Source organism: Paracoccus ravus (assembly GCF_004522175.1).
GTDB classification, from domain to species: domain Bacteria; phylum Pseudomonadota; class Alphaproteobacteria; order Rhodobacterales; family Rhodobacteraceae; genus Paracoccus; species Paracoccus ravus.
In genome coordinates this window covers 88,774-114,300 of the sequence record NZ_SDEB01000007.1, presented here as the reverse complement: position 1 = coordinate 114,300, position 25,527 = coordinate 88,774, and the positions used below count along the sequence as shown (strand labels likewise).

The 25,527-nt window shown below is 64.7% G+C and carries 23 protein-coding genes and 1 tRNA gene; 11 read left to right on the top strand and 13 right to left on the bottom strand.

The annotated features are described in order from the left end of the window. Together ESZ60_RS08160 and miaA are read right to left on the bottom strand one after the other, a co-directional pair. Positions 1–1,077: a helix-turn-helix transcriptional regulator gene (locus tag ESZ60_RS08160; RefSeq protein ID WP_134680045.1), complete on the bottom strand. Its 1,077-nt coding sequence runs from the start codon at positions 1,075–1,077 to the stop codon at positions 1–3. Between the two features lie 99 nt (positions 1,078–1,176). Then, positions 1,177–2,076, bottom strand: a complete 900-nt coding sequence (gene miaA / locus ESZ60_RS08155) for a tRNA (adenosine(37)-N6)-dimethylallyltransferase MiaA (protein WP_134680043.1) — start codon at positions 2,074–2,076, stop codon at positions 1,177–1,179. Positions 2,077–2,165: 89 nt separating this feature from the next. On the opposite strand from miaA, the gene pyrH reads away from it, so the two are divergent. From pyrH to ESZ60_RS08115, 8 genes are all read left to right on the top strand, one after another. Beyond that, entirely contained in the window at positions 2,166–2,897 is a 732-nt protein-coding gene (pyrH, locus tag ESZ60_RS08150; RefSeq protein WP_134680041.1) for a UMP kinase, read from the top strand. Between the two features lie 81 nt (positions 2,898–2,978). Then, positions 2,979–3,542, top strand: coding sequence for a ribosome recycling factor (frr, locus tag ESZ60_RS08145; protein WP_134680039.1), 564 nt, complete (start codon positions 2,979–2,981; stop codon positions 3,540–3,542). A 6-nt stretch (positions 3,543–3,548) separates the two neighbouring features. Then, on the top strand, positions 3,549–4,277 hold the full coding sequence (uppS, locus tag ESZ60_RS08140) for a polyprenyl diphosphate synthase (protein ID WP_134680038.1): 729 nt from the start codon (positions 3,549–3,551) through the stop codon (positions 4,275–4,277). Next, a complete protein-coding gene (locus ESZ60_RS08135) occupies positions 4,274–5,122 on the top strand; it encodes a phosphatidate cytidylyltransferase (protein WP_134680036.1) in 849 nt (282 codons plus the stop codon). The genes uppS and ESZ60_RS08135 overlap by 4 nt, the downstream gene beginning before the upstream one ends. Before the next feature lie 3 nt (positions 5,123–5,125). Next, positions 5,126–6,298: a 1-deoxy-D-xylulose-5-phosphate reductoisomerase gene (gene dxr, locus ESZ60_RS08130; RefSeq protein WP_134680034.1), complete on the top strand. Its 1,173-nt coding sequence runs from the start codon at positions 5,126–5,128 to the stop codon at positions 6,296–6,298. Beyond that, positions 6,295–7,623, top strand: a complete 1,329-nt coding sequence (gene rseP / locus ESZ60_RS08125) for an RIP metalloprotease RseP (RefSeq protein ID WP_134680032.1) — start codon at positions 6,295–6,297, stop codon at positions 7,621–7,623. The genes dxr and rseP overlap by 4 nt, the downstream gene beginning before the upstream one ends. A gap of 101 nt (positions 7,624–7,724) precedes the next feature. Continuing rightward, the gene (gene bamA / locus ESZ60_RS08120; RefSeq protein WP_134680030.1) at positions 7,725–10,058 is read left to right on the top strand and encodes an outer membrane protein assembly factor BamA; all 2,334 of its coding nucleotides are present in this window, start codon (positions 7,725–7,727) and stop codon (positions 10,056–10,058) included. Continuing rightward, positions 10,058–10,711, top strand: coding sequence for an OmpH/Skp family outer membrane protein (locus ESZ60_RS08115; protein WP_245155620.1), 654 nt, complete (start codon positions 10,058–10,060; stop codon positions 10,709–10,711). Before bamA ends, ESZ60_RS08115 begins: the two co-directional genes overlap by 1 nt. Here ESZ60_RS08115 and ESZ60_RS08110 read toward each other — a convergent pair whose 3' ends face one another. Together ESZ60_RS08110 and ESZ60_RS08105 are read right to left on the bottom strand one after the other, a co-directional pair. Continuing rightward, complete coding sequence (locus ESZ60_RS08110) at positions 10,712–11,656, bottom strand: nucleoside hydrolase (protein ID WP_134680028.1); 945 nt, start codon at positions 11,654–11,656, stop codon at positions 10,712–10,714. Between the two features lie 66 nt (positions 11,657–11,722). Beyond that, positions 11,723–14,179 (bottom strand): penicillin acylase family protein, encoded by a 2,457-nt coding sequence (locus ESZ60_RS08105; RefSeq protein WP_134680026.1) that lies wholly within the window; start codon positions 14,177–14,179, stop codon positions 11,723–11,725. 128 nt (positions 14,180–14,307) lie between these two features. Between ESZ60_RS08105 and ESZ60_RS08100 the strand changes: the two genes are divergently transcribed. Then, positions 14,308–15,174, top strand: coding sequence for an NAD(P)-dependent oxidoreductase (locus ESZ60_RS08100; protein WP_134680024.1), 867 nt, complete (start codon positions 14,308–14,310; stop codon positions 15,172–15,174). Positions 15,175–15,234: 60 nt separating this feature from the next. Beyond that, positions 15,235–15,310 (top strand) — tRNA-Val (locus ESZ60_RS08095). Between the two features lie 894 nt (positions 15,311–16,204). Here the strand turns inward: ESZ60_RS08095 and ESZ60_RS20710 are convergent. The 9 genes from ESZ60_RS20710 to ESZ60_RS08055 all read right to left on the bottom strand — a co-directional run bounded on the left by ESZ60_RS20710 (position 16,205) and on the right by ESZ60_RS08055 (position 24,161). Beyond that, entirely contained in the window at positions 16,205–16,381 is a 177-nt protein-coding gene (locus ESZ60_RS20710; RefSeq protein WP_167620089.1) for a hypothetical protein, read from the bottom strand. A gap of 141 nt (positions 16,382–16,522) precedes the next feature. Beyond that, a complete protein-coding gene (locus tag ESZ60_RS08090; protein WP_134680022.1) occupies positions 16,523–17,443 on the bottom strand; it encodes an MYG1 family protein in 921 nt (306 codons plus the stop codon). Between the two features lie 396 nt (positions 17,444–17,839). Continuing rightward, complete coding sequence (locus ESZ60_RS08085) at positions 17,840–18,535, bottom strand: NapC/NirT family cytochrome c (RefSeq protein ID WP_134680021.1); 696 nt, start codon at positions 18,533–18,535, stop codon at positions 17,840–17,842. Position 18,536: 1 nt separating this feature from the next. Continuing rightward, complete coding sequence (locus ESZ60_RS08080) at positions 18,537–19,010, bottom strand: nitrate reductase cytochrome c-type subunit (RefSeq protein WP_134680019.1); 474 nt, start codon at positions 19,008–19,010, stop codon at positions 18,537–18,539. Beyond that, a complete protein-coding gene (napA, locus tag ESZ60_RS08075) occupies positions 19,007–21,514 on the bottom strand; it encodes a periplasmic nitrate reductase subunit alpha (protein WP_134680017.1) in 2,508 nt (835 codons plus the stop codon). The genes ESZ60_RS08080 and napA overlap by 4 nt, the downstream gene beginning before the upstream one ends. Positions 21,515–21,518: 4 nt before the next feature. Further along, positions 21,519–21,767, bottom strand: coding sequence for a chaperone NapD (locus tag ESZ60_RS08070; protein WP_134680015.1), 249 nt, complete (start codon positions 21,765–21,767; stop codon positions 21,519–21,521). Beyond that, complete coding sequence (locus ESZ60_RS08065) at positions 21,757–22,251, bottom strand: ferredoxin-type protein NapF (protein WP_134680013.1); 495 nt, start codon at positions 22,249–22,251, stop codon at positions 21,757–21,759. Before ESZ60_RS08065 ends, ESZ60_RS08070 begins: the two co-directional genes overlap by 11 nt. Before the next feature lie 6 nt (positions 22,252–22,257). Beyond that, the gene (gene napE / locus ESZ60_RS08060; protein WP_245155619.1) at positions 22,258–22,455 is read right to left on the bottom strand and encodes a periplasmic nitrate reductase, NapE protein; all 198 of its coding nucleotides are present in this window, start codon (positions 22,453–22,455) and stop codon (positions 22,258–22,260) included. Positions 22,456–22,646: 191 nt separating this feature from the next. Next, positions 22,647–24,161 (bottom strand): YifB family Mg chelatase-like AAA ATPase, encoded by a 1,515-nt coding sequence (locus tag ESZ60_RS08055; RefSeq protein ID WP_134680009.1) that lies wholly within the window; start codon positions 24,159–24,161, stop codon positions 22,647–22,649. Between the two features lie 248 nt (positions 24,162–24,409). Here ESZ60_RS08055 and dusA point away from each other — a divergent pair, with 248 nt between their 5' ends. After that, positions 24,410–25,426 (top strand): tRNA dihydrouridine(20/20a) synthase DusA, encoded by a 1,017-nt coding sequence (gene dusA / locus ESZ60_RS08050; RefSeq protein WP_134680143.1) that lies wholly within the window; start codon positions 24,410–24,412, stop codon positions 25,424–25,426. Positions 25,427–25,527: the final 101 nt, after the last annotated feature.

The window sequence follows — 25,527 nt, the reverse complement described above, 5'->3', positions numbered from 1 at the left end:
CTAATCGCCCGCGGCGGGACCGTCCTGCAGCAGGGTCCGGAACGCCTCGGGCGTGCGGCCGGTGGCTGCGGCAAAGCTGCGCATGAAATGGCCCGGCCCGCTATAGCCGAGATCCTCGGCGATCTGGGCCACGTCAAGATCCGTTTCCCGCAGCAGGACTGCGGCATGGTCAAGGCGCAGCGCATATAACAGTTCCAGAGGGCTGCGTCCGCGCGTTTCGTGGCAGGCATGGTCCAATTGGGCGACGGTGCAACCCAGATCGCGCGCCATCTCGGCGATCGTGCGGTTCTGGCCCAGATGGCGGTCCGCGAGGCTCAGGAAACTGTCCGTCAGAATTCGGCCCTCGGTCGAATGCAGATGCTCCGCCTCGACCCCGGCGACATCCTGGCTTGCCCGTGACAGGGCCAGCGAGACGATGCTCAGATGACAGGCGGTCGCCAGGGGCTCGACCGAGCCGCGCAGATGGTCCTGTCCCAGCGCTGCCAGTGCCGGACCGAGCAATGTTTCGTCTGCCGGGCTCGGCAGGCCATATTGAAATCTCGAGGGCAGGGGCACCGGAAGATCCGCCACCAGATCGGGCGGCAGCAAGAGCGCCCAGCCTTCGACCGCCGGGCGGGGATGCAGCGAAAACGCGGTTCCAGCAGGGATATAGGCGATCCGCCCCTCTCCGACGAATTCGCTTTTGCGGGGGAATTCCAAGATCGTCCCACCCTTGGCGACGAACAGGATCACATGATCCCCGCGCAGCCGCGGCATCCGCCGTTCCTGCCCGCCCGGCACCGTGCTCCGCATGGGGCCGCCCCAGGCAAAGCCCGAGAGCGGCATCAGGCGCAGCCCGTCGCTGCGCGGCACGCGCAGAAAGCCCGGCTTGTTGCGTTCCGCCCGCGCCTCGGACGAAAGCGGGGATGTCTGGATTTGCGCCGCCGGTCCGGCAAATCCCCGGATCGGGCGCGGGTCGCGATGCGAAGGTTCAAGGATCACATCCGCGGTGATGGACGCCCCATGCAGGCGGCGATCCTCGGCGCTGGCCGGCGAGGACGGAAGAGGAAGATCACGCGAGCGCAGGTTTCCGGTCATGCGGCGGCTTTCTCGATTCGTGGCTTCAGGCTACCGCGCCTTGGCCCTATCACCGAAAACTTATCGCCCTTCGATTGAGGAAGGGTTAAGCTGTGGTAATCAGGATGCAGTATCCATCTTGACTAACCGCCAGTCCCGCATCCGGTTGCGGAAAAAGATTCTTTGCGATTTGGCATATTGCCGCGTCGCGATCACCGCGCGTTCCACGGCATCGGGCAGGCTGCATTCGCCCCGCAGATGGGCCACCAGTTCCGGCGCGCCGATCGCCCGCGCCCAAAGCGCCTGCGGCTGCCATTGCGGCAGCATGGCGCGCACCTCGTCCAGCGCCCCCTGTTCCATCATCATGCCGAATCTGCGCGAGATGCGCTCGGCCAGCCAATCCCTGTCCGAGACCAGTACAAGCCGCTCGGAGATGTCGGGCCCGATCAGCGCCGGTCCGGTTTCGGCCTGCCATTGCGAGATGCCGCGCCCGGTGGCCCGCAGGACCTCCCATGCGCGCTGCACGCGGGCCGGGTTGCGCAGGTCGATCCGGTCCCGCGTCAGCGGGTCCAGATCCGCGACCATGCGCGAAAGCCCGTCCTCTCTGGCGATGATCGCATCGGCCTCGGCCCGGATTTCCGCGGGGACGGGCGGGATCTCGGCCAGGCCATTGGCCAATGCATGCAGATACATCCCCGTGCCGCCGGCCACGATCAGCCTTTCGCCGCTCTTCACGATGTCTTGTACCTGAGCAAGCCACTGGCCCACGGAAAACGCCTCGCCGGGTCGCATGTGGCCATAGAGCCGATGCGGCGCAAGCGCCTCGTCCGCGGCCGAGGGTCGGGCGGAAATCACTTGCCAGCAGGACCAGACCTGCAAGGCATCGGCATTCACCACGACGCCGCCCTGCTGCATCGCGAGCGCGAGCGCGAGTGCGGATTTTCCGCTTGCGGTCGGCCCGGCGATCAGCACATGTTTCGAGGGAGAGATAGACGAGATGATGGACTGGGGATGCGTCACTTTGCCCGCATGCTCTGGCGGTTGAACATGCGCCCTGTTTGCGACATTTAGCGCGACAATGAAACACCCCCGTGAAAGGTTCTCCCTCGATGTCCGATAAAACCCTGCCCGCCGGTAAGTATTCGCGTGTGCTGCTGAAGATCTCGGGCGAGGCGCTGATGGGGGATCAAGGTTACGGCCTGCATCCGCCGACCGTCGCCCGCATCGCCAAAGAGGTCCGCGCGGTCCATGACATGGGCGTCGAGATCTGCATGGTCATCGGCGGCGGCAATATCTTCCGCGGCCTGCAAGGCAGCGCCCAGGGCATGGAGCGCGCGACCGCCGACTATATGGGCATGCTTGCGACGGTGATGAATGCGCTTGCCATGCAGGCCGCGCTCGAGGCCGAGAACATCCATACCCGCGTGATTTCGGCGATCCGCATGGACGAGGTGGCCGAGCCCTATATCCGCCGCCGTGCCGTCCGCCATCTGGAAAAGAAGCGCGTCTGCATCTTTGCCGCGGGAACCGGCAACCCCTATTTCACGACCGATACCGCCGCCACCCTGCGCGCCAATGAGATGAATTGCGAGGCGATCTTCAAGGGCACCAAGGTCGATGGCGTCTATGACAAGGACCCCAAGAAGCACGCCGATGCCAAACGCTATGACAATGTCACCTATGACGAGGTGCTGCAGAAGCATCTGGGCGTGATGGATGCCTCGGCCATCGCGCTTGCGCGTGACAATGACCTGCCGATCATCGTCTTTTCGCTGGACGAACCGGGTGGTTTCTGCGGGATTCTCGCCGGAGAAGGCACTTATACGCGTGTTCATGGCTAAAATGCCCGCATAGGCTTTGCCTTGCGGGTGCCGCTCGGCTAAAAGCGCTGAAAACCACAGTACAGAAGGCCATGATCGAGCATGTCCGACGAGATTGAGATCGATACCGACGACCTGGAACGCCGCATGAAGGGGGCGATGGACAGCCTGCGCCACGAGTTTGCCTCGTTGCGCACGGGCCGCGCCTCTGCGAGCATGGTCGAACCCATCATGGTGGACGCTTACGGCTCGCCCACCCCGATCAACCAGATCGGCACCGTGAACGTCCCCGAGCCGCGCATGGTCACCATCAACGTCTGGGACAAGGCGCTGGTCGGCAAGGCCGAGAAGGCGATCCGCGATTCGGGTCTGGGGATCAACCCGCAGCTCAATGGCACGATCATCATGCTGCCGATCCCCGAGCTGAACGAAGAGCGCCGCCGCGACCTGACCCGCGTGGCCGCGCAATATGCCGAGCATGCACGCGTCGCGATCCGCAACGTGCGCCGCGACGGCATGGATCAGATCAAGAAGGCGAAATCGTCGGGCATGTCCGAGGATGATCAGAAATTCTGGGAATCTTCGGTGCAGGAACTGACCGACAAGATGATCGCCTCGGTAGATCAGGCGCTCGAATCCAAGCAAGCCGAGATCATGCAGGTCTGACCCTCAATGGCCGATCCCGCAGCCAGACTGCCCGATACGAGCGTCGCCCGGCCCCGTCATGTCGCCATCATCATGGATGGCAATGGCCGCTGGGCCGTCAACAAGGGCTGGCCGCGGCTGGTCGGTCACCGCAAGGGCGCCGAGCGCGTCAAGCAACTGGTCCGGGCCTGCCCGGATCTGGGGGTGAACTGGCTCACGCTCTACGCCTTCTCGACCGAGAACTGGAAGCGCACGACCGAAGAGGTTCTGGGCCTCATGGCCATTTTCGCGCGCTATATCGAACGCGAGGCCGAGGGGCTTTCGGCCGAGGGCGTGCGGATGCGCTTCATCGGCGGGCGCGAGCGGCTGGATGGACGCCTGCAACGCCTCATGGCGGGGATCGAGGCCAAGACGGCCATGAACACCCGCCTGAACCTGACCGTGGCGATCAATTACGGCGGCCGGGACGAGATCGTCCGCGCCTCGCGCAGGCTTGCCGACAAGATCGCACGGGGCGAGGTATTCGAGCCAAACGAAGCGGATTTCGCGGCCTGCCTCGATACGGCGGGCCATCCCGATCCGGACCTCGTGATCCGCAGTTCGGGCGAGACCCGGACCTCGAACTTCCTGCCGTTTCAAGCGGCCTATTCGGAATATGAGTTCACGCCTACGCTCTGGCCGGACTTTACGCCCGATCATCTGGCCGAAATCCTCGACCGTTTCAGTCTGCGCGACCGACGTTTCGGCAGCGCATGACGGGATATTCGAACATTTTCGACCGGTTGCGCGGCAGGCTGAAAGGCGGACAATGGGGGGATCTGCGCCAGCGCTTTGGCTGGGGCGTGCTGCTGCTGATCCTTGGCTTCGCGATGGTGGCGGTCGCGGGCATCTGGCTGCAACTGGGCGTCGCGCTGATCTGCGGGCTGATGATGTGGGAATTGGTGCGCCTGACCAGTTGGCGCCATCCCGAGTTTCATCCCTCGCATCATCCCATCCTGATCGCGATCCTCTCCGGATTGGTCATGTTCACCATGCTCGCCGTGCCGGGCGACTGGCCGATGCTGTTGGTTCTGGTCCCGATCCTGATCGGGCTTGGGGGCACGCATCGTCACCAGCGCATGGCCTATGCAAGCTTCACGGCGGCGATCCTCTGGGCGGGCTACAGCCTTGTCGTCCTGCGCGAGATCCGGGGATTGCCCACGATCCTATGGATCGTTGCCACCGTCGTTCAATCCGACGTGCTGGGCTATTTCGTCGGGCGCAAGATCGGAGGACGCAAGTTCTGGCCCTCGATCAGCCCCAAGAAGACCTGGAGCGGCACGCTCGCAGGCTGGGTCGGCGCGCTGGTTCTGGCCGCGATCCTGATGCTCTCGGGCTGGTCGGGGCCGGGCGTTCTGCTTGTCGGTCCGCTTCTGGCGATCGCCGGACAGTTCGGCGATATTGCTGAAAGCTGGCTCAAGCGGCGGGTCGATGCCAAGGACAGTTCGGAACTGATCCCCGGTCATGGCGGCGTGCTGGACCGGTTCGACGCGATGGCGGGCGCGCTTCTGCTGGCGCTGGTTCTGGCACTGCTTCACCTCCTGCCGCAGATCGGAGACTGACGGATGCGCAGCGTTACTGTGCTGGGAGCCACCGGCTCCATCGGCGAAAGTGCATTTGACCTCTTGATGCGGGCGGGCGGGCCAGAGCGTTTTCGTACCATCGCCCTGACCGGCGCGGCGAATGTCGCACGTCTGGCCGAGATGGCACGGGCGCTGCGCGCCGAGATCGCCGTGACTGCCTTGCCCGAAAAGCTGGATGATCTGCGCGCGGCGCTCGCCGGCAGCGGGATCGAGGCTGCCGCCGGTCCGCAAGCCGTGATCGAGGCCGCCTCGCGGCCTGCGGACTGGACGCTTTCGGCCATCATCGGCGCGGCCGGTCTGCCGCCGGGCATCGCCGCCTTGCGCCGGGGCGGGACTCTGGCCCTCGCGAATAAGGAAAGCCTGGTCACGGCCGGACGGCTCGTCACCGCCGAGGCGGCGCGATCGGGCAGCCGGATCCTGCCCGTGGATTCAGAGCATTCTGCCATTTTTCAGGCGCTTGGTTCGGATAATCTCGAAAATGTCGAAAGCGTGACGATCACAGCCTCGGGCGGTGCGTTCCGGGACTGGCCGATCGAGCGTCTGGCCGGGGCCAGCGTGGCCGAGGCATCCTCTCATCCGAATTGGAACATGGGTCAGCGTATCACCATCGACAGCGCCTCGATGTTCAACAAAGCGCTCGAAGTGATAGAGGCGCATGAGCTTTTCGGCCTCGAGGCCGAGCGCATCCGGGTTCTGGTCCATCCGCAATCAATCATCCATGCCTTCGTGACCCATCGCGACGGCGCGAGCATGGCCCATATGGGACCGCCCGACATGCGCCATGCCATCGGCTATGCGCTGAACTGGCCCGAGCGGGTGGCGCTGCCGGTCCCCACGCTGGATCTGGCCGCGATCGGCAGCCTGACGTTCCGCGAACCTGACGAGAGCCGCTGGCCGGCGCTCCGTCTCGCGCGCGAGGTGATCCTCGCGGGTGGCGCGGCAGGGGCGGTGTTCAACGCCGCCAAGGAACAGGCGCTCGACGATTTCATCGCGGGCCATATTCGCTTCACCGACATGGCGCCGGCAGTCGAACGCGCGCTCGCGCTGTCCTCGCGAGAGGCAGGTTTCGGCGAAACTCCGGACGATCTGGATGAGGTCCTGGGCTGGGACCGGCTGGCGCGTCGCCACGCTGCCTGCGCGGCAGGTGCGGCATGAGCGGGATGATCGCCGAACTGGGCGGGCTTGTCTGGACCGTCGCCGCCTTTATCCTGGCGCTTTCGATCATCGTGACGGTGCATGAATTCGGGCATTACATCATCGGCCGCTGGTCCGGGATCAAGGCTGAGGTGTTCTCTCTGGGCTTTGGTCCGCGGCTGATCTCGCGCCGGGACCGTCACGGCACGCTCTGGCAGGTCGCGGCACTTCCTTTGGGCGGCTATGTCCGCTTCCTGGGGGACAGCAACGCGGCCAGCGCGGGCGCGGGCCAGGAGGTCGATCCGGCCCGGACGCGGCAAAGCCTGCCGGGCGCGCCGCTCTGGGCGCGTTTCGCCACGGTCGCGGCGGGACCGATCTTCAATTTTATCCTCTCGATCCTGGTCTTTGGCGGTGTCGCCATGTGGCAGGGCATGCCGGTCGAGACGCCGCAGGTCGGCGCGCTGCGCTCCGCGCCCGCAGGGATTGCCATGGGCTTGCAGCCCGGCGACCGGATTCTTGCTCTTGATGGGGCCAAGGTCGAAACCTGGGCCGATCTGGGCCGCATCGCCGCTGAGGGGGCGCCGAAACCGGTCCATGACTGGACCGTCTCGCGCGGCGGGACGGAACTGGTCGTGCCTGGCCCGGACCCGGTTCCGCCGCTTCTGACCGGGATCGCGCCGCGCAGCCCGGCCGCGGATGCCGGGTTGAAGGCGGGGGATGTCATTCTGGCCATCGACGGCACTCCGATTGCGCGCTTCGACGATCTGCGCAGCCATGTCGTCGCGGCCGAAGGCAAGCCATTGCTCTTGCGGGTCTGGCGGCCGGGCGAGGGCGAGGCGGATTACACCCTGACCCCGCGCGAGCAGGACCTGCCCACCGCCGAGGGCTACGAGAAGCGCTGGATGATCGGCGTCACGGGAGGCGGCACCTATTTCGATCCCGCGACTCGCGGCATGGGGCTGGTAGAGGCCCTGACCGTCGGAGCCACGCGCACCTGGGACATCATCGCCTCGTCGGTTTCCGGGCTCTGGGCGATGATCTCGGGACAGATCGGAAGCTGCAATCTGGGCGGGGCGATCTCGATCGCGGAAAGCACCGGACAGGCCGCCTCGGCGGGGGGCAGCGATTTCCTGTGGTGGATCGGCGTGCTTTCGGCGGCCATCGGCTTCCTGAACCTGCTGCCGGTCCCGGTTCTTGATGGCGGGCATCTGATGTTTTACGCCTATGAGGCGGTCGCGGGACGCCGTCCCTCGGACCGGGTGCTGGACATTCTTTCGGCTCTGGGCATGGCTGCGGTGCTATCATTGATGATCCTGGGGCTCACCAACGATCTTTTCTGTCCCTGAGAAGGCCTTGCCTTTTGACAGTCCGGGCTGCTTCGCGCTATCCACTTGGGCAATTCTGGCGGGACAAACCCGCTGACAAGCAAGACGCACGAGGGGCAGCAATGACGGACAGGAAATTCGGCAGGGGCGCGCTCGCGCTGATTTCGGCGCTGGCAGTGGCCGGGCCGGCAGCGATGCTGCCCGTTCCCGCCGCTGCCTATGTCTTTAGCAACGTCCGCATCGAGGGCAATCAGCGCATCGAGCCGGCGACGATCATCTCGTATCTGGATATTCCCCGCGGCCAGAATGTCAGCGGCGGAGACCTGAACGCGGCGATGCAGCGGCTGCAGAATTCCGGTCTGTTCGAGACCGTGACCCTGGATCCATCCGGGGGCACGCTTGTCGTGCGCGTCGCGGAATATCCCACGATCAACGCCATCGCCTTCGAGGGCAATAAGCGTCTCAAGGACGAGAACCTTACCGAGATCGTCAAGTCGCAGTCCCGCCGGGTCTTTTCCCCTGCCCAGGCCGAGGCTGACGCGGCAGAGATCAGCAGGGTCTATGCCTCGGAAGGCCGTCTTGCCGCCCGAGTAGATCCCAAGATCATCCGACGCTCGGGCAATCGCGTCGATCTGGTGTTTGAAATCCGCGAAGGCGAGGTGACCGAGATCGAGCGCATCGGTTTCGTCGGCAACCGCGCCTTTTCCGACCAGCGTCTGCGCAACGTGCTGCAGACCAAGCAGGCAGGCTTCCTGCGCACCTTCATCAAGCGCGATACCTTCGCGCCGGATCGTCTGCCCGTCGATGAAAAGCTGCTGACCGATTTCTACCGTTCGCGCGGCTATGCCGATTTCCGCGTGCAGGCGGTCGCCCCCGAAGTCGCGCGTGAACGCGACGCCTTCTACATTACCTACCAGATCCAGGAAGGCCCCCGCTATACATTCGGGAATGTCACCACGATCAGCGAGGTTCCGGGAGTCGATGCGGCGGATTTCAACGCGCAAAACCGCGTCCGGCCCGGTGCCGTCTATAGCCCGACCACGATCGACACCACCATCCGCCGGATGGAGGCAGTTGCGATCCAGAAGGGCCTGAACTTCGTCAATATCGAGCCGCGTATCACCCGCAACCCGCGCAACCAGACGCTGGACCTGACCTTTGCCTTGACCCGCGGCCAGCGCGTCTTTGTCGAGCGCATCGACATCGAGGGCAATACGACCACGCTTGATGAGGTGATCCGCCGCCAGTTCAACACGGTCGAGGGCGATCCCTTCAACCAGCGCGAGATCCGCAACTCGGCCGAGCGTCTGCGGGCCTTGGGCTATTTCGCCGATGTCCAGGCCGAAAGCCGGCCGGGTTCGGGCTCGGATCAGGTCATTGTCGATGTGAACGTCGAAGAGCAGCCGACCGGCAGCCTGAATTTCGGCGTGAGCTACGGCGTCTCGACCGGCGTCGGCTTCAACGCCTCGCTTTCGGAAAGGAATTTCCTGGGCCGCGGGCAGGAGTTGAACCTGTCCTTTGCCGCGGGGGCGGATAACCAGTCCTCGGGCATCACCTTCGTCGAGCCCTATTTCCTGGGCCGCAACCTGAAGGCGCGCGGCCAGATCTGGTACAATACCACCGACCAGTACAATGCCGATTACAACACCCGTTCGGTCGGCTTCCTGACCGGGCTCGAATTCCCCATTTCGCAGAACGGTCGGCTTGAGCTGCGCTATAAGCTCAGCAAGGACACGCTGTTCGACGTGGACCCGATCGCGGTCGATCCCGATACCGGCTACCTCGATGGCTCCTCGCCGATCCTCTATCTCGAACAGGGCGGCTTCTTCCGCTCGTCGCTGGGCTACACCTACAGCTATGACAGCCGCGTTGCCGGGATCGATCCGCTCAACAGCTACCGGTTCAGCCTGACGCAGGATTTCGCGGGGCTGGGCGGGGATGTGAAATCCGTCACGACCGGCTTCTATGGCGGCATCGAAAGCCGGGCCTGGCGCGAAAGCGTGACCTTCCTCGGCGAGGCGGAAATGGGCGCGGTGCATATGCTCGACGACCAGAACAGCCGCTTCCTCGACCGCTATACCGGCAATGGCAAGATCCGCGGCTTCGAGCCGAACGGCATCGGTCCGCGCGACAATGACGCGCCGAACGAAGACGCGCTTGGCGGCAACTATTTCTGGGCGGTTCGGGGCGAGATGCGTTTCCCGGTGGGCCTGCCCGAGGAATATGGCATCGCTGGCGGCCTCTTTGCCGATGCGGGTTCGGTCTGGGGTCTCGACAATACCGCGGGCTATCAGGGCGAGGTCGATGACAGCATGCATGTCCGCGCCGCGGTCGGGGCGTCGATCTTCTGGACCACGCCGGTGGGACCGCTGCGCTTCAACTTCTCGCATGCCGTCGCGAAGGAAGATTACGATCTCGAACAGAATTTCGACCTGACCCTGTCGACGAAATTCTGATGCGCGTCGTTCCGGTCATTCTAAGCCTTGTCCTGTTGCTAGCGACGGTGCAGGGCGGAATGGCCCAGACGAGCGCCCCCGGAACCGATGCGGTGCCGGCCTTGCCCGAAGCGGGCGGGGGCGATCAGCCGCAAGGGATCCTGGTCCAGACCCCGACATCCCCCGGCAATAGCGCGATCCTCACGGTCGAGGCCGAGGCGCTTTTCGCGCGCTCGGCCTGGGGCAAGCGCGTTCAGGCCGAACTGGAGAAACGCAGCGCCGAGGTCGCGTCCGAAAATGACCGGCTCGCCGACCAGTTCGCTACCGAAGAGCAGCAATTGACCGAGCTTCGGGCGACGCTTTCGCCCGAAGAATTCCGCGCTCGCGCCGATGAGTTCGACAAGCGCGTGGTCGAGGTGCGCCGCGCCCGCGAACAGGCCGCGCGCGCGCTTCAGGACGAGATCGAGAGCGAGCGTGCGGCTTTCTTTCGCGCCGCCCTGCCGGTCCTGGGTCAGGTGATGCGCGAGCGGGGCGCAAGTGTGGTCCTGGACCAGCGCGCGATCTTTGTAGCCGCAGAATCAGCCGATGTTACGGATCTGGTGATCGAGCGTCTGGACTCGACCATCGGCGCTGGCCCTGCCGCGTCCCAGAGCGATGGCGGCGGGACGCCCTGATCACCCCGCCCGGTCGAGCCGCGTGATCCGCCGGGTCACCAGTTCGAAAAAACCGTCCCGGTCGATTTCCCGCATGAATTGGGCATTCGCCTTGCGGCCTGACACGCGCCACCAATCCGCCACCGTCATGCCACGGGTGAACTCGCCCGTGGTCTCGATCTCGACATTGATGCTGCGGCCGCGGAAAAGCTCGGGCTTGAGCAGATAGGCGATGGCGCAGGGGTCATGCAGCGGCGCGCCCTCGCTGCCGTACTTCTCACGGTCGAAACGCTCGAAGAAATCCGTCCAGCCGGCGACGGCCTGACCCACTGGGCCGCTGTCGCGCATGGTTTCCACCCATGCCCGGCTGGTCACGGCGCGATGCGTCACGTCGAGCGGCAGAACCGTCAGCGGCGCGCCGCTGGCAAAGACCACCTTCGCCGCCTCGGGATCGACATAGATGTTGAACTCGGCGGCCGGGGTGATGTTGCCGACCTCGAAATAGGCGCCGCCCATCAGGGCAATCTCGGCGATCCGGGGGATGATGTCGGGAGCGCGGTGAAAGGCCGCCGCAATATTGGTGAGCGGGCCGATCGGGACGAGGGTCACCGAGCCCGAGGGTTCGCGACGCAGCGTCTCGATGATGAAATCGACGCCATGGCCGGGCGCGAGCGGGCTGGAGGGTTCAAAAAGATCGATACCGTCGAGGCCGGATTTGCCGTGGACATGCTCTGCCGTGACCAGCGGGCGCAGCATCGGGCGGTCGTATCCCGCATGGACAGCGATATCTCCGCGCCCCGCGATTTCGCAGATGATGCGCGCGTTCTTCTGCGTCAGATCCAGCGGCACATTCCCCGCGACCGCGGTGATCCCCATGACCTCAAGCTCGGGACTGGCCAGCGCGAGCAGGATCGCCACGGCGTCATCCTGCCCCGGATCGCTGTCGATAATGATCTTGCGCGCCATGCTCAGTCCCCTCGCCGGTTTCGTCCCAGAATGGAGATGGCGGGGCCGGATGCAAGCCCGCGCGCCTTATTCCTCGGCGGGTTCGAGCCGGGTGATGCCTGTTGCGGCCGCGCGGGCCAGATCCGGATCTAGCGACATGCTGACATATTCGCCCCGACGCCAAAGCTCGCTCAGATCGTCGTAGTGACGCGACAGCGGATGGCCGGACTGGCCGGTCGAGATGATGAAGACCGAACTGTCAGGATCGGCCAGATCATAGACCCCGCGATAGGCCGGGCCGATGACGTTCAGATCGGGGTTCTGACCATAGCCCAGCGTGCCTGCCTCGGCGATGGTGCTGTCTCCGCCCGAAGTCGGCTGCACGAGGCTTACGATATAGGACAGCCCGCGGATATCGCCCAGAGACGGGTGGACATGGCGGGCGCGGTGCAGGTCGCCCCAGCGCCAGCTGGCTAGATCCGGGCCGAAACGCGCGGTGAGTTCCAGAAGTGCTGCGTCAAGCGCCTGTCGCGCGATCTGGGTGCAGGTCTCGATCGGGCTGGACTGGCGGATATCGCACCAGATCCTTGCGCCATTCACGTCCCGATAGACCCGTTCGATGAAACCGGCCTGAAACTCGATGATCTCATCGGCAAGCGGCCCCAATTCGTCCCGCAGCAAGCGGTCCTGCAGCGCGCGCATCCAGGCCGTATAGATCATCGGCTCTGGCAGGTGCTCGCTCATGGAGCCGTCCCAATTCGCAAGCAATGACAGCGCGTCCTGGCGCTGGCGCTCGGGCGTGCCCTGGGGTGCGGGCTCGCCGGTGAACCAAAGATCCGCGCCGACGATCGGCAGAACGGCCCGTGCGGTCGGGCTCACGATATCCATCTGCGCCGCGATGAAGCTTTCGCGGGAATGCACCTCTCGGCTGTCGAGCAGATGGCGCAGCCGATCCTGACGATAGGGCGACTGCCTGTCATGGCCGAGAACCGTTCCATCGCGGCTGTTGCTGCCGGTTGTCACGACGATGCCCTGGGCGGCGGTGACCTCGCTCATCGCGACGGCGGCAGGTCCGATCCCGAGCCAGCGATTGGCCGGGTTCCAGCCGGGCTGGGGCAGGCGGCCCTGCACGAAATTGCCTTCAGGGCGTTTCGGCAGCGCGCCCGCAAAAACCTGACCGACACCGTTCTTATCGGCAAGGGTCACTTCAAGCGCCGGGGCGACCATGCCGCCGAGCACCTGGGCGGCCTCGTCGCGCGAAGCGGCACGCATCAGGCCCATCAGCGCGCTCATCGATCCGTCCGCGCCCCGCCCCCCCGTCCAGGACAAGGCCGCGACATGGCCTGCGGGCAGGATGCTCGCGATGTCGAACTGGGCGGCGGGCAGGATCGGACCGTTCTCGGTCTCGCGCAGGGTGACCGTCCGCGCGGCCTCGCCGCGCACCCGTATGGTTTCGTTCCGGGTGTCGAATTCGACCCAGCCATTGTCACTGCGATAGCGGCTGGCATCACCGGGCTGGACCTCTTCGATGAAAAGATCCTGATCGTCGATCTGGGCAGGCGTGATGCCCCATGCCAGATTGGGATTGCGTCCCGACAGCACGACGGGAATGCCTGGGATGGTGCCGCCGATCACGCCGCCGCTCGCCAACTCGATCCGCGCCAGATACCACAGGCCGGGAACGGTCAGTGCGAATTGCGGATCATTGGCCAGAAGCGCCCCGCCCGCGGCGGTGTGCTTGGCATCCGCCGCCCAGCCGCTGGCCGATGCCCCGAGCCCGGGCGCGAGATAGCCGACAAGCTGCGCCGTCCAGTCCGGTTCGGCGGTGCGGCGCTCATTTGCGGCGAAGCGCGCGCCGGGGAAAAATTCGACATAATCCGCCAGAGGTGGCTCGCCCGGAGCCGCGACAAGCTCTTGCCCGCGTTCGGGCGCGGCCAGCGAAAGCCGCGCGCGCAAGACCTCGCGGCGCAATTGCCGGGTCGAACTCGCGGCCAAGAGTTTCAGGATGGCCAGCGAATCGGCCGGCTCCCAATAGGCGATTTCATCGGGGTAAAGAAAGAACTCGGGCGCGCCCCGCCCTCTGGCGCCCAGATTGACCTGGCCGATCCAGGCATTGACCCCCTCGGCATAGGCCGCAAGCGCCGCGCGGGTCGTCTCGTCCTGTGCCGCCAGCGAGGCCTGGGCATGCCGCGACAGTCCCAGTCGGCGCACCAGGTCATCGGCGGGCAGGGCGCCCGCGCCATAGATTTCCGCCAGACGCCCCTGTGCCGCGCGTCGCAGCACGGTCATCTGGAACAGGCGGTCCTGGGCATGGGCCAGCCCCAGCGCATAGAAGACGTCATGGTCGCTTTGGCCGAAGATATGCGGGACATCCTCGGTCGAACGGACGATCTCGACCGGGGCATCAATGCCGCTCACCAGATAGGCGGCGTCGTAATCGGGCAGTGAGCGGACGGCGAAATACCATGCAAGGGCGGTCAGGGCGACGCCTGCGAGGATCAGTCCGACCGTCAGGCGCACAAGCCAGCGGAAAAGTGTCACCATGAAATGGGCGATGTCCCGAGCTTGGGCGCAGAGGTGTTGACCCCTGCGGCAGGTGGTGAAATTCATCGGTGAATAGGACAGGGCGCGAGCCGGATCAACGCGCCTTTCGCAAGCAGGGAGAGAAAGTTATGGCGCGTGTCGCGTTTCTGGGACTTGGAGTGATGGGATTTCCCATGGCCGGGCATCTTGCCGCCGCCGGGCATGAGGTGACGGTCTGGAACCGCAGCACGGCCAAGGCCGAGGCCTGGGTGGCGAAACATGGCGGCAAAAGCGCCGCCAGTGCTGCCGAAGCTGCGGCGGGCGCGGAATTCGTCATGGCCTGCGTCGGCAATGACGATGACCTGCGTGCCGTGTGTCTGGACCGCGCGGGCGCTTTCGAGGGCATGGAGAGGGGCGCGGTCTTTGTCGATCACACGACCGTCTCGGCGAAGGTGACGCGCGAACTCTCGGCGCTGGCGGCGGCCGAAGGCTTTGGCTTTGTCGATGCGCCGGTCTCGGGCGGGCAGGCGGGGGCCGAGAACGGCCAGCTTTCGGTCATGTGCGGCGGCGCGGCCGGGGACTTTGACCGTGCCAGCCCGGTGATCGACGCCTATGCCAAGATCTGCAAGCTGATGGGGCCCTCGGGCGCGGGGCAGCTGACCAAGATGTGCAATCAGATCGCCATTGCCGGACTGGTTCAGGGCCTCTCGGAATCGCTTCATTTCGCCGAAAAGGCGGGGCTCAGCATCTCCGAGGTGGTCGAGGTCATCAGCCAGGGTGCGGCAGGCAGCTGGCAGATGCAGAACCGCTACAAGACGATGGAGGAAGATCGCTTCGATTTCGGCTTCGCGGTGGATTGGATGCGCAAGGATCTGGGGATCTGCCTTCAGACCGGCAATGAGAATGGCGCCACTTTGCCGGTTACGGCGCTGGTCGATCAGTTCTACAAGGAGGTCCAGCGGATGGGCGGCGGGCGCTGGGACACGTCCTCGCTGATCGCGCGGCTGCGGCGCTGAGAGGTGGCGTGAACTGGCGCTTGCAAAGCCCCGCCGGTTCACGCTAAGAGCCGCTTGGGCGGGCGGTTAGCTCAGTTGGTAGAGCGCTTCGTTTACACCGAAGATGTCGGGGGTTCGAGTCCCTCACCGCCCACCATGTTTTTCCCAAGCATTGCCGAAGCAACCCTGTTTTCCGGAGACGGGCCGTTTTGCCGTTCCAAGGCGGGTGCGTAATCTGGCCTTCATGCACATGTCGGTGATGCGGATTCACCCCGACCATCCGGGATATCCCCTCTCGCGCATGCCTACGCCGACCTTCACGCGCGATCGCGTGATCCACTTGTCCTCGTGGTGCCACGCGGCAAGGAAGGTCCGCATGATCGCAGATCTCCGAATCGGGGTCGAATTGCCCCTTGCTCTCTTCGGAACAGGGCACGCGCTCGATCTCGGCGGGCCGAAGGCGTCGACGCATCGTCCTGCCCCCGGGGTTGCTCGCTCATATCCTCGTGTGCAGATCGAAGAGGGCCATGCCGCCAGTGGAGCCGCGTAAGTCCCGTGGACGCAGACCATCTGATGCTTTCCTAGCAAAAGATGCTTGGCGCATGCGGGGTGTGCGCCACGGGGACCGGAAATACCCAGACCGCTCGGCTCTGAAGCGAGGCACGCGACGCAGGCCCTTGGGATGGGTCAGAACCCCCGGCCGCGTTCGCCATTGGGCTAGGACCAAAAGCGTCTCAACGGCTCGTTACAGCTTCTCCGGCGATCAATCACGCAGCCTCCATGCACGAAGCCGCCTGCATGACGCATGTCAGGCGCAAACTCGTCGGTCGCGAGCATCGCCCATTGCCGCGGTGGCGATCTTCCGGACCTTCCTGCTTTACAAACACGCAATGCAGGCGCGTGGCTCTCAAAACGGGAGCCACGTCAACTTCCGCCGCCGACAGCCGAGGATCAGCAATTGCGTGCCGGAACCGGAAAGCATCGGTGCGCGCAATGCACTCGTCACCTCGCGAAAATCGTCCCGGTTCGCAAGGGTCAGTCCGATGAGACCCTATGGGATGCGGACAGCGCCGCTGCCGCCGATCGCCGCCCCCGCGACCGCACCGACCGGCCCGGCGACGATCGCCCCTGCCGCCGCGCCGGTGGTCGCTCGGGTCGCGGTGTTCGGCCCGCAGGCCCCGACGGCAAGGGTCAGGGCGCAAATGAGGATGACGGGCGGCTTCGGCATGGATGATCTTTCTTTCCCTGCGGGAATATCTTTGCTCTGGGCATTTCGTCGCTATAGACGTTCACCGCGTCGCAATGGCAATCCCCGGCAAGCCACTCTCCGGCAAATGTGATGCCGCGCCTGACGGGTCATGCGTCCGGGTTACGCTGCATTCTCGACCGCCAGCATCGCCATCTTGAGGATGGCCTCGCGGCTGTCGGCGACGGCGATGAAACGGCCATTATGGCAAAACCTCGCGCCCTTGACCCCAGAGGCAGCCTCGAGGGCCTCATCGGTCAATCCGGCCCAGGCCTCGGGCAAGTCGGCGCGCAAGGCAAAGCCATCCTCATCGCGGCGGATGCCGGTCAGAGTCCAGTCGCTGTCACGCGGATGGATCACGAAAAGAAGATGGTCCGCACCGGCGTCGATGACTGCCGATCGAAAGGGCATGCCCATCGGTAGCTCCAGCACCCGGCTCTCGCCGGCGGCCGAGATCGCCGCCCTGACCATGCTTTCCGCGCGTCGCTTGGCAGCCTTGCGCGCGATCGAGGCCTCGACAAAGGCACGGGCAATGTTCAGCGCGCGGTCGAAGGCCTGATCCTCGGCTTGGGCGGCCCGGTCATCGAAAACCGGCTTGAGGCTTTCAAGCAGCATCGGAAGTGTCAGATCTGCCAGCATCGGCCCTGCCGCAGATGGGCTGAGCGCGCCATTGTCCATCAGGTCGACGGGCAGGACGAAGTCGCGATCGAATGAGGCGTGAATTCCCTCGATATCGGGTTCCGGAACCCCGGTCATCCGCAGGTAGTCGCGCCCGAAATGACGCCAGACAAGCCCGAAGGAACTATAAGGCCGGCCATCCTCGCGCAGCGGCGCGTCTTTCTGATGATGATCAAAGATCATCCGTTCCGCATCATAGTCCCGACCGACGTCATAGATCACGCGGTCCTCGCCGGGCGTGATCCATTCGGGCTCGCGGGTCCGGACCAGGCGCGCCTGGGGCTGAAGCCGTGTCAGGATGACCGAGGAAAGAAGCTCGTCGGCATGAAAGCCGCCCGAATGCGTGACAAGAAATGCGATGGCCATCTGCTGGGTCTCTGCAAAAAGGATAGGACCGCGTTATCCGGCGGCCATGGACTCAAGGGCGGGCATGCACGGCTGCCATGGACAGGCCGGACGATGCCGTTCCGTCCATGATTGCTGCCGTTAGAGGAATATCGAGCAGCTTTCAATGCGACCTGATTTGGTTCGAACTGCCTTCGCCGCCGCTGTTACGGCACATGAAAAGGCCTGCTGCTGAAAATCAGAGCGATCAGCCCGTCAGCGCCTGGCACGGCGATGCAAGACGTCTGCGTTTCTAATGACCCGCCTGTGTTGAAGATGGCCGAGAGACCGAGACGCGCCGCGCCAAGCAGGGTCGCCGCGCAGTGTTGCGGGCCTATGCTCGATCCCGTTCACGCGCGGCTGTGTGACCTTGCTGGATCAGCCGTCCAGAGCCTGATGCTTCAGATAGCCTTCGAGGTCGGCGCGGCCGTCCGGGGGCGGTGCCGGCTCGTCCATGAGTTCGGGCGGCACGGTCCAGCCCGGCTCGATGCCGGTCATGTCGGGAAGCTGGTGAGCGATCCCTTTGTGGCAATCGATACAGGTGCGCTGGCCGGTCAGCATGTATTGACTATGGATATTCGCCGCGCGCGGGGCCTGTTTCGACAGATCCATGGCCACGGCGGTATGGCAGTTCCGGCATTCCAGACTGTCATTCGCCTTGAGCCTGGCCCATTCGTGCTTTGCCAGTTCAAGCCGCTTTTCCAGGAATTTCTGCCGGGTGCTGATCGTGCCGAAGATCTTGCCCCAGACCTCTTTCGAGGCCTGCATCTTGCGGGCGATCTTGTCGGTCCATTCATGCGGCACATGGCAGTCCGGACAGGAGGCGCGCACCCCGGAACGGTTCGAGAAATGCACCGTATGCGACAGTTCTTCGTAAAGGTTGTCGCGCATTTCATGGCAGGAGGTGCAGAAGGCCTCGGTATTCGTGGTCTCAAGCGCGGTGTTGAAGGCGCCCCAGAACAGCACGCCACCGACAAATCCGCCGAGGGTCAGGAAACCCAACCCCAGGGTCGCAGCCGGCGTCCACAACACGCGCCAGAACCATTTGAACGGCGCAAGGATCCATTGCAGCATGTCACTGCTCCCCCGCCGTTTCCGCGCCCATCTCGGCCATGTCGGTGAAGGTATTGGTCACCAGTTGCTCTGTATCGGCCTGAGGAACATGGCATTGGGTGCAGAAATACCGCCGGGGCGAGACATCGGCCAGCATCTGCGCGTCGCGCGTCATGAAATGCGTGATCGAGATCATCGGCGCGCCGGTGCCCAGCGAATTTTCGCGCTTGTGACAGCTGAGGCAGCGGTTGGCATTGACGGAAAGCTGGTAGCCCTCGATCGAATGCGGGATGATCGGAGGCTGCTCGGGATAGGCCCGCATTTGCCGCACGTCATCGGTGACATAGCGTTCCAGCGGTGCGGCGGCGATCGGCTCCATCGGATCCGGGGTCGGACCCGTCAGTTCCGGGGGATCCTGGGCGATGCTCTGCGCCAGCGTCAATGTGCCGGCGCAGCAGGCGGCAAGGATCACGAAGATGCGAAGCGGTTTCATCATACGGCCTCAATCCTGACGGCGCATTTCTTGAAATCGGTCTGTTTCGAGATCGGATCGGTCGCGTCCAGCGTCACCTTGTTGATCAGCTGGCTGGCGTCGAACCAGGGCACGAAGATCACGCCTTTGGGCATCCGGTTGCGGCCGCGGGTTTCCACGCGCGAGCGGATCTCGCCGCGGCGGGAGATGACCCGAACCTCCATCCCCTGGTTCAGCCCGCGTTCCCGCGCATCTGTGGCGTTCATGAACACCTTCGCGCCGGGGAAGGCCTTGTAGAGCTCGGGGACCCGCATGGTCATCGAGCCGGAATGCCAATGTTCCAGCACCCGCCCGGTCACCAGCCAGAAATTATACTCGTCGTCCGGGCTTTCGGCAGGCGGCTCATAGGGCACACCGATGATCACCGCCTTGCCATCGGGGTAACCATAGAACTGCACGCCGCGCCCGGCCTCGACATAGGGATCGTAGCCCTCGCGGAAGCGCCAGAGCGTTTCCTTGCCATCCACGACCGGCCAGCGCAGGCCGCGGATCTCGTCGCTCTGATACATGTCATAGGGCGCAAGGTCATGGCCATGGCCGCGCCCGAAGCTGGCATATTCCTCGAACAGGCCCTTCTGGATGTAGAAGCCGAAATCCTTGGCTTCGGGATTGGCGTAATCTTCGCGGATCTCGTTCAGCGGGAACTTGTCGACCTGACCATTGGCATAGGCCACGTCAAAGATGGTCTTGCCCTTGAATTCGGGGTTGGCGGCCAGCAATTCGGCAGGCCAGACCTCATCGGTGGTGAAGCGCTTGGAGAACTCGACGAGTTGCCAGAGGTCGGATTTCGCCTCGCCGGGTGCGTCGACAAGCTGGTGCCAGGCATGGGTGCGGCGCTCGGCATTGCCATAGACGCCTTCTTTCTCGACCCACATGGCCGCGGGCAGGATGATGTCTGCGGCCATCGCGGTCACGGTCGGGTAGGCATCCGAGACGACGATCAGGTTGTCGGGATTGCGGTAGCCGGGATAGGCCTCGCCCGAACTGTTGGCGCTGGCCTGCAGGTTGTTGTTCACCTGGATCCAGTAGAAGTTCAGCACGCCGTCATGCAGCATCCGGTCCTGCAGCACGGCATGGAAACCGGGCTTGGTGTTCAAGAGCCCATGCGGAACCTTCCACAATTCTTCGGCATGTTTGACATGCTCGGGATTGGTCACGACCATGTCGGCGGGCAGGCGATGGGCGAAGGTGCCGACCTCGCGCGCCGTGCCGCAGGCCGATGGCTGTCCGGTCAGCGAGAAGGGCGAATTGCCGGGCTCCGAGATCTTTCCGGTCAGCAGGTGGATGTTGTAAAGCATCTGGTTCGCCCAGACGCCCCGCACATGCTGGTTGAAGCCCATCGTCCAGAGCGACATGACCTTGCGGTTGGGATCGGCGTAAAGCTCGGCCAGTTCTTTCAGCAGGCCTTGTTCGACGCCGGTCAGCTTGCTGACGGATTCGAGCGTATATTCCGAGACGAGCGCCTTGAACGCCTCGAAATCCGAGGGCTCCATCTTGTCGGCCGTCGCGGCACCCTTTGCCTTGACCTCAAGCGGGTTGTCCGGGCGCAGGCCGTAGCCGATATCCGTCGTGCCCATCATGAACTTGGTGTGTTTCGAGACGAATTCCTCGTTCACCGCGCCGGATTCGATGATGTGGTTCGCGATATAGTTCAGGATCGCGAGATCGGTGCCGGGCGTGAAGACGATCGGAATATCGGCCAGATCCATCGAGCGATGGGTGAAGGTCGAGAGTACCGCGCATTTCACCCCCGGCGTGCCCAGGCGGCGATCCGCCAGACGCGTCCAGAGGATCGGGTGCATCTCGGCCATGTTCGAGCCCCAGAGCACGAAAGCATCGGCATGTTCGAAATCGTCATAGCAGCCCATCGGCTCATCGATGCCGAAGGTGCGCATGAAGGCCACTGCCGCCGAGGCCATGCAGTGCCGCGCATTGGGGTCGAGGTTGTTCGAGCGGAACCCGACCCGCATCAGCTTGGTCGCCGCATAGCCTTCGAGCACGGTCCATTGCCCCGAGCCGAACATGCCGACGCCTTCGGGGCCCTTCTCCTTCAGGACCGCCTTGACCTTGTCGGCCATGACATCGAATGCCTCGTCCCAGGTCACCGGCTCGAACTCGCCGTCCTTGTCAAAGACGCCATTCGTCTTGCGCATCAGGGGCGTTGTCAGGCGGTCCTGGCCATACATGATCTTGGACAGGAAATAGCCCTTGACGCAATTGAGGCCGCGGTTGACCTCGGCCTGCATGTCGCCATGCGTGGCGACGACCTTGCCGTCCTTGACGCCGACCATAACCCCGCAGCCCGTCCCGCAAAAGCGGCATGGTGCCTTGGACCACTTGATCTGCAAGGCCTCGACGCCCCCGGGCACCGGCTGGGCCAGCAAACTCGTGGGCAGGCCCGCCGCCGAGGCGGCGAGCGCCGCAGCATGGGCCTTGAGGAGATTCCGTCTGGTGTGGTCTACAGTCATTGCGTCACTCCACCTTCTCGGCATGCTCGAACACCATATTGGCGCCCAGAACTCCGTCTATCAGATTGATATTGGTCAGTTTCTCGCCCAGTTCGCCGCTGCTCCGCCCTTCGATCGTGACGACGAGCCGCCGATCGTCCCGGGCATGGATCTCGACCCCGTCATGGTCCTCGATCTGGCGGACGATCTCTTCCATCGCGCCCGGCATCGCGGTGATCACGGCCGAAGAGACATGCCATATTTCATCCTTCATCCGGCCGCTCCTTGGCTTGGGCGATGATCGCATCGCTCGGGCAGGTCATGGCGCAGGCGCCGCAGCCCGTGCAGGCATCTGCGGCGAGGCGGGGCAGGAACGGCCCGCCGATCCGCGGCATCATCGAGATCGCATTTTCCGGGCAGGCATCGCGGCAACTCATGCAAGAGATGCCGGCCTGGGCAAGGCAATCGCTCGTGATGGTCAGGACATGGTCCATCACCCTGACCGGCGCAAAGACGGGCTCGGGGCAGATCTCGGCGCATTCGCCGCAAAAGCTGCATTCGCCCCAGCCAATGGCAAGCGCGACGCGGTTGTCGCGCAACATCAGGACATTTTCGGGGCATTTTTCGACGCATAGCCCGCATCCGGTGCAGGCAAGCGCCGAGTCCCGGCTTACTCCAGGCGGTCTTGGCCAAAAGCTGGGGGGGCTGGCACGTCCCCTCAGAAGCTGGCGGCGGGATATGCTGGCACTGGCTGGCATATCAGGTCAGTGGCCTGCCGAGGGTGGCCCGGGCGGTCCCGCGAACATCTGGTAGAACCAGACGAGAAAGCCATAGGCCCCCACGAAGGCCACGGAAAGGATCGGCCAGATGGCAAATGCCAACAGGACAAAGACGAGGATCTCTCGCAGGCGTTGGCCGGGCGCAGTGGGAGGTCTTGTGGTGGGGTCTTGGATGTACGACAAAATCCGCATCCTTTTTGCTACCGGGTGAGCAAGCACACTCAACTTTTGCGAATCTCAGCATACCAGCACAAAACAATACGCGGAACAGATATTCCCATCCGCAGGCGTGGTGCTTTGTCGCGCCGTAGCGCGTTTTCCCGCAGGTTTTTTGTCAGAGAATTTCGGTCCCGGCCAAGGAAAGGCCGATCCGTTCAGACCGCCCGCGCGGGTGCGAGCCGATAGGAAAGCGCTTCGGCAAGATGGGGTCTTCGGATCTCGGGCGAGGCGTCCAGATCGGCGATGCTGCGCGCGGTTCGCAGTACCCTGTGGTAGCCGCGCGGCGTCAGGCCGATGCGCGCGGCGGCCATGGTGAGCAATGCGCGCCCCTCGCTGTCGAGCGGCGCGATTTCCTCGAGAAGCGCGCCATGAGCCTCGGCATTGACCCGGATCGCGGGATGATCGCGAAAGCGCCGCGCCTGAACGGCGCGGGCGGCGGCGACGCGGGCAGCCACCGCGGCCGAATTTTCGCCGGTCGCGGGCAGGCTCATCTCGTCGATGCTGACCTGGGCCAGTTCCAGCCGCAGGTCAAAGCGGTCCATCATCGGTCCCGAGACCCGCGCCATGTAATCGGCCCCGCAGCCCGGAGCGCGCGGGCAGGCGCGTTCGGCATCGGCAAGATAGCCGCAGCGGCAGGGATTGGCGGCGGCCACGAGCAGGAAGCGGGCAGGGTAGCGGATATGGGCATTGGCGCGCGCGACATGGATCTCGCCCGTCTCGATGGGTTCGCGCAAGGCGTCGATCACCCGGCGATCGAATTCCGGCAATTCGTCGAGAAACAGGACGCCGTGATGCGCAAGGCTGATCTGCCCTGGCCCGGCCTGGCGGCCTCCGCCGACGATCGCCGCGCTCGAGGCGGTGTGATGGGGCTGGCAGAACGGCGGCCGGCGCGAGATCCCGCCATTCTTCAGCCCACCGGCGATCGAATGGACGACCGAAATCTCTAGCGCTTCCTCGGCGGAAAGGGGCGGCAGGATGCCCGGAATGCGACGGGCGAGCATGGTCTTGGTCGCGCCGGGCGGGCCGACCATCAGCAGGTGGTGGCGTCCGGCCGCGGCGACTTCGATGGCGCGGCGGGCCCGCTCCTGCCCCTTGACCTCGCGCAGATCCTCGGTGTGCGGCGGGCAGGGCGCCTCGCCCGGAGCGGCGGGGCTGAGGGGGGCACGATCGGTCAGGTGATCGACCGCCTCGCTGAGGCTGCGGGGCGCAAAGACCGCGATGGCCCCGACCCAGGCCGCCTCCGGGCCGCAGGCTTTGGGCACGATCAGCGCGCGATCCTCGGTCGCGGCGGCAAGTGCCGCGGGCAGCGCGCCGGCGACCGGCGACAGCCGCCCATCAAGCGCAAGCTCGCCCAGGCTGACCACGCCTTCGAGCGCCTCTACGGGAACGATGTCAAGCGCGCCCAGAACGGCAAGGGCGATCGGCAGGTCGAAATGCGATCCCTCTTTGGGCAGATCTGCCGGCGACATGTTGATGGTGATGCGCCGGGCCGGCAAGGCGATCGCCAGAGCGGCGAATGCGGCGCGCACCCGCTCGCGGGCCTCGCTGACCGATTTGTCCGGCAGGCCCACGATGGCAAAGCCCCGCAGGCCCGGCGCGAGCGAGCATTGCACCTCGACGAGCCGGGCCTCGACGCCTTCGAATGCAACTGTATAGGCGATTGCCGCCATTCCCGTCCCCGATTTTCCTGCCAGCGCGAGATTTGCCGCGACATGCTTAAAAATAGCTTAACGACTGCTGGAAACCGGGTTCGGGTGCGCCGGTGCCGGGTGGAAATTGCGCGAGGCGTCCTTTGCCGCCCTTGCGGCGCGGCATGACAGATGCCATTTGGGGCGCTTGCATCCGGCGGAACCCACCTCGCCACCATATGTCCGCAATGAAGGACCAGATCGAAACCCGCAACCATGGCAGCAGGCAAATGACGGCTCAGCAAAACTCCAACCCAGGTGATGCCGCAAGACTTTCCGTGGCCCCCATGATGGACTGGACAGACCGGAATTGCCGCATGGTGCATCGGATACTGTCGCGCCGGGCATTGCTTTATACCGAGATGGTGACCGCGCAGGCGGTGATCCATGGCGATCGCGCCAAGCTGCTGGATTATGACGCGGCCGAACACCCCATCGCATTGCAGCTTGGCGGCTCGGATCCGGTGCTTCTGGCCGAGGCAACGCGGATCGCTGCGGATTGGGGCTATGACGAGATCAACCTCAATGTCGGCTGCCCCAGCGACCGCGTGCAGTCGGGCTGTTTCGGCGCCGTGCTGATGACCATGCCGGATCTGGTGGCGGAATGTGTCGGGGCGATGGCGCGGGTCAGTCCGGTTGAGGTCACGGTGAAATGCCGCATCGGCGTCGATGACCAGATCCCCGAGACCGTGCTGCCCGATTTCATCGCCCGCATGCGCGAGGCCGGCATCCGCCGCATCGCCATTCATGCCCGCAAGGCCTGGCTGCAGGGCCTGTCGCCGCGCGAGAACCGCGAGATCCCGCCGCTGGATTATGCGCTGGTGCATCGCATGAAATCCGAATTTCCCGAACTTCATCTCTCGATCAATGGTGGCATCGCCTCGCTCGACGAGGCGCGCGGGCATCTGCAGGTGATGGATGGGGCGATGGTCGGCCGCGCGGCCTATCACCAGCCCTGGGACATCCTGGGCAGCGCCGACCTGCTCTGGGGCGAAGAGCCGACATTCCAGAGCCCGCTCGATGCCGCTCTGGCGATGCGCCCGATGATCGAGGACCATCTGGCGTGGGGGGGCAGGCTGCATCAGTTCGGCCGCCACATGCTGGGCATGTTCCATGGCCGCCCCGGCGCGCGGGGCTGGCGCAGGCTGCTTTCGGAAGGCGCCTCGCGGGCCGGAAACCGGGACGAGGCGCTGGCGATCTACGATGCCGCTCTGGCCGAGGTCACCAGCGGAGCAGAGGCTGCCTAGCGTCCGGCCAATCCATCGGCTGTCGAGCCCGCTTCTTCTCGACGGGTGGTTGAACATCAAGCGACGCGCTGCCCGGCGCTGCTGAGCGCGACCGAATGCGA

What these genes read in the sequence shown, in the direction of transcription:
- ESZ60_RS08160 (WP_134680045.1), bottom strand. Translation starts at nt 1,077, where the DNA reads ATGACCGGAAACCTGCGCTCGCGTGATCTTCCTCTTCCGTCCTCGCCG.
- pyrH (WP_134680041.1), top strand. Translation starts at nt 2,166, where the DNA reads ATGTCCGATAAAACCCTGCCCGCCGGTAAGTATTCGCGTGTGCTGCTG.
- frr (WP_134680039.1), top strand. Translation starts at nt 2,979, where the DNA reads ATGTCCGACGAGATTGAGATCGATACCGACGACCTGGAACGCCGCATG.
- uppS (WP_134680038.1), top strand. Translation starts at nt 3,549, where the DNA reads ATGGCCGATCCCGCAGCCAGACTGCCCGATACGAGCGTCGCCCGGCCC.
- ESZ60_RS08135 (WP_134680036.1), top strand. Translation starts at nt 4,274, where the DNA reads ATGACGGGATATTCGAACATTTTCGACCGGTTGCGCGGCAGGCTGAAA.
- dxr (WP_134680034.1), top strand. Translation starts at nt 5,126, where the DNA reads ATGCGCAGCGTTACTGTGCTGGGAGCCACCGGCTCCATCGGCGAAAGT.
- rseP (WP_134680032.1), top strand. Translation starts at nt 6,295, where the DNA reads ATGAGCGGGATGATCGCCGAACTGGGCGGGCTTGTCTGGACCGTCGCC.
- bamA (WP_134680030.1), top strand. Translation starts at nt 7,725, where the DNA reads ATGACGGACAGGAAATTCGGCAGGGGCGCGCTCGCGCTGATTTCGGCG.
- ESZ60_RS08115 (WP_245155620.1), top strand. Translation starts at nt 10,058, where the DNA reads ATGCGCGTCGTTCCGGTCATTCTAAGCCTTGTCCTGTTGCTAGCGACG.
- ESZ60_RS08110 (WP_134680028.1), bottom strand. Translation starts at nt 11,656, where the DNA reads ATGGCGCGCAAGATCATTATCGACAGCGATCCGGGGCAGGATGACGCC.
- ESZ60_RS08105 (WP_134680026.1), bottom strand. Translation starts at nt 14,179, where the DNA reads ATGGTGACACTTTTCCGCTGGCTTGTGCGCCTGACGGTCGGACTGATC.
- ESZ60_RS08100 (WP_134680024.1), top strand. Translation starts at nt 14,308, where the DNA reads ATGGCGCGTGTCGCGTTTCTGGGACTTGGAGTGATGGGATTTCCCATG.
- ESZ60_RS20710 (WP_167620089.1), bottom strand. Translation starts at nt 16,381, where the DNA reads ATGCCGAAGCCGCCCGTCATCCTCATTTGCGCCCTGACCCTTGCCGTC.
- ESZ60_RS08090 (WP_134680022.1), bottom strand. Translation starts at nt 17,443, where the DNA reads ATGGCCATCGCATTTCTTGTCACGCATTCGGGCGGCTTTCATGCCGAC.
- ESZ60_RS08085 (WP_134680021.1), bottom strand. Translation starts at nt 18,535, where the DNA reads ATGCTGCAATGGATCCTTGCGCCGTTCAAATGGTTCTGGCGCGTGTTG.
- ESZ60_RS08080 (WP_134680019.1), bottom strand. Translation starts at nt 19,010, where the DNA reads ATGATGAAACCGCTTCGCATCTTCGTGATCCTTGCCGCCTGCTGCGCC.
- napA (WP_134680017.1), bottom strand. Translation starts at nt 21,514, where the DNA reads ATGACTGTAGACCACACCAGACGGAATCTCCTCAAGGCCCATGCTGCG.
- ESZ60_RS08070 (WP_134680015.1), bottom strand. Translation starts at nt 21,767, where the DNA reads ATGAAGGATGAAATATGGCATGTCTCTTCGGCCGTGATCACCGCGATG.
- ESZ60_RS08065 (WP_134680013.1), bottom strand. Translation starts at nt 22,251, where the DNA reads ATGCCAGCCAGTGCCAGCATATCCCGCCGCCAGCTTCTGAGGGGACGT.
- ESZ60_RS08055 (WP_134680009.1), bottom strand. Translation starts at nt 24,161, where the DNA reads ATGGCGGCAATCGCCTATACAGTTGCATTCGAAGGCGTCGAGGCCCGG.
- dusA (WP_134680143.1), top strand. Translation starts at nt 24,410, where the DNA reads ATGACGGCTCAGCAAAACTCCAACCCAGGTGATGCCGCAAGACTTTCC.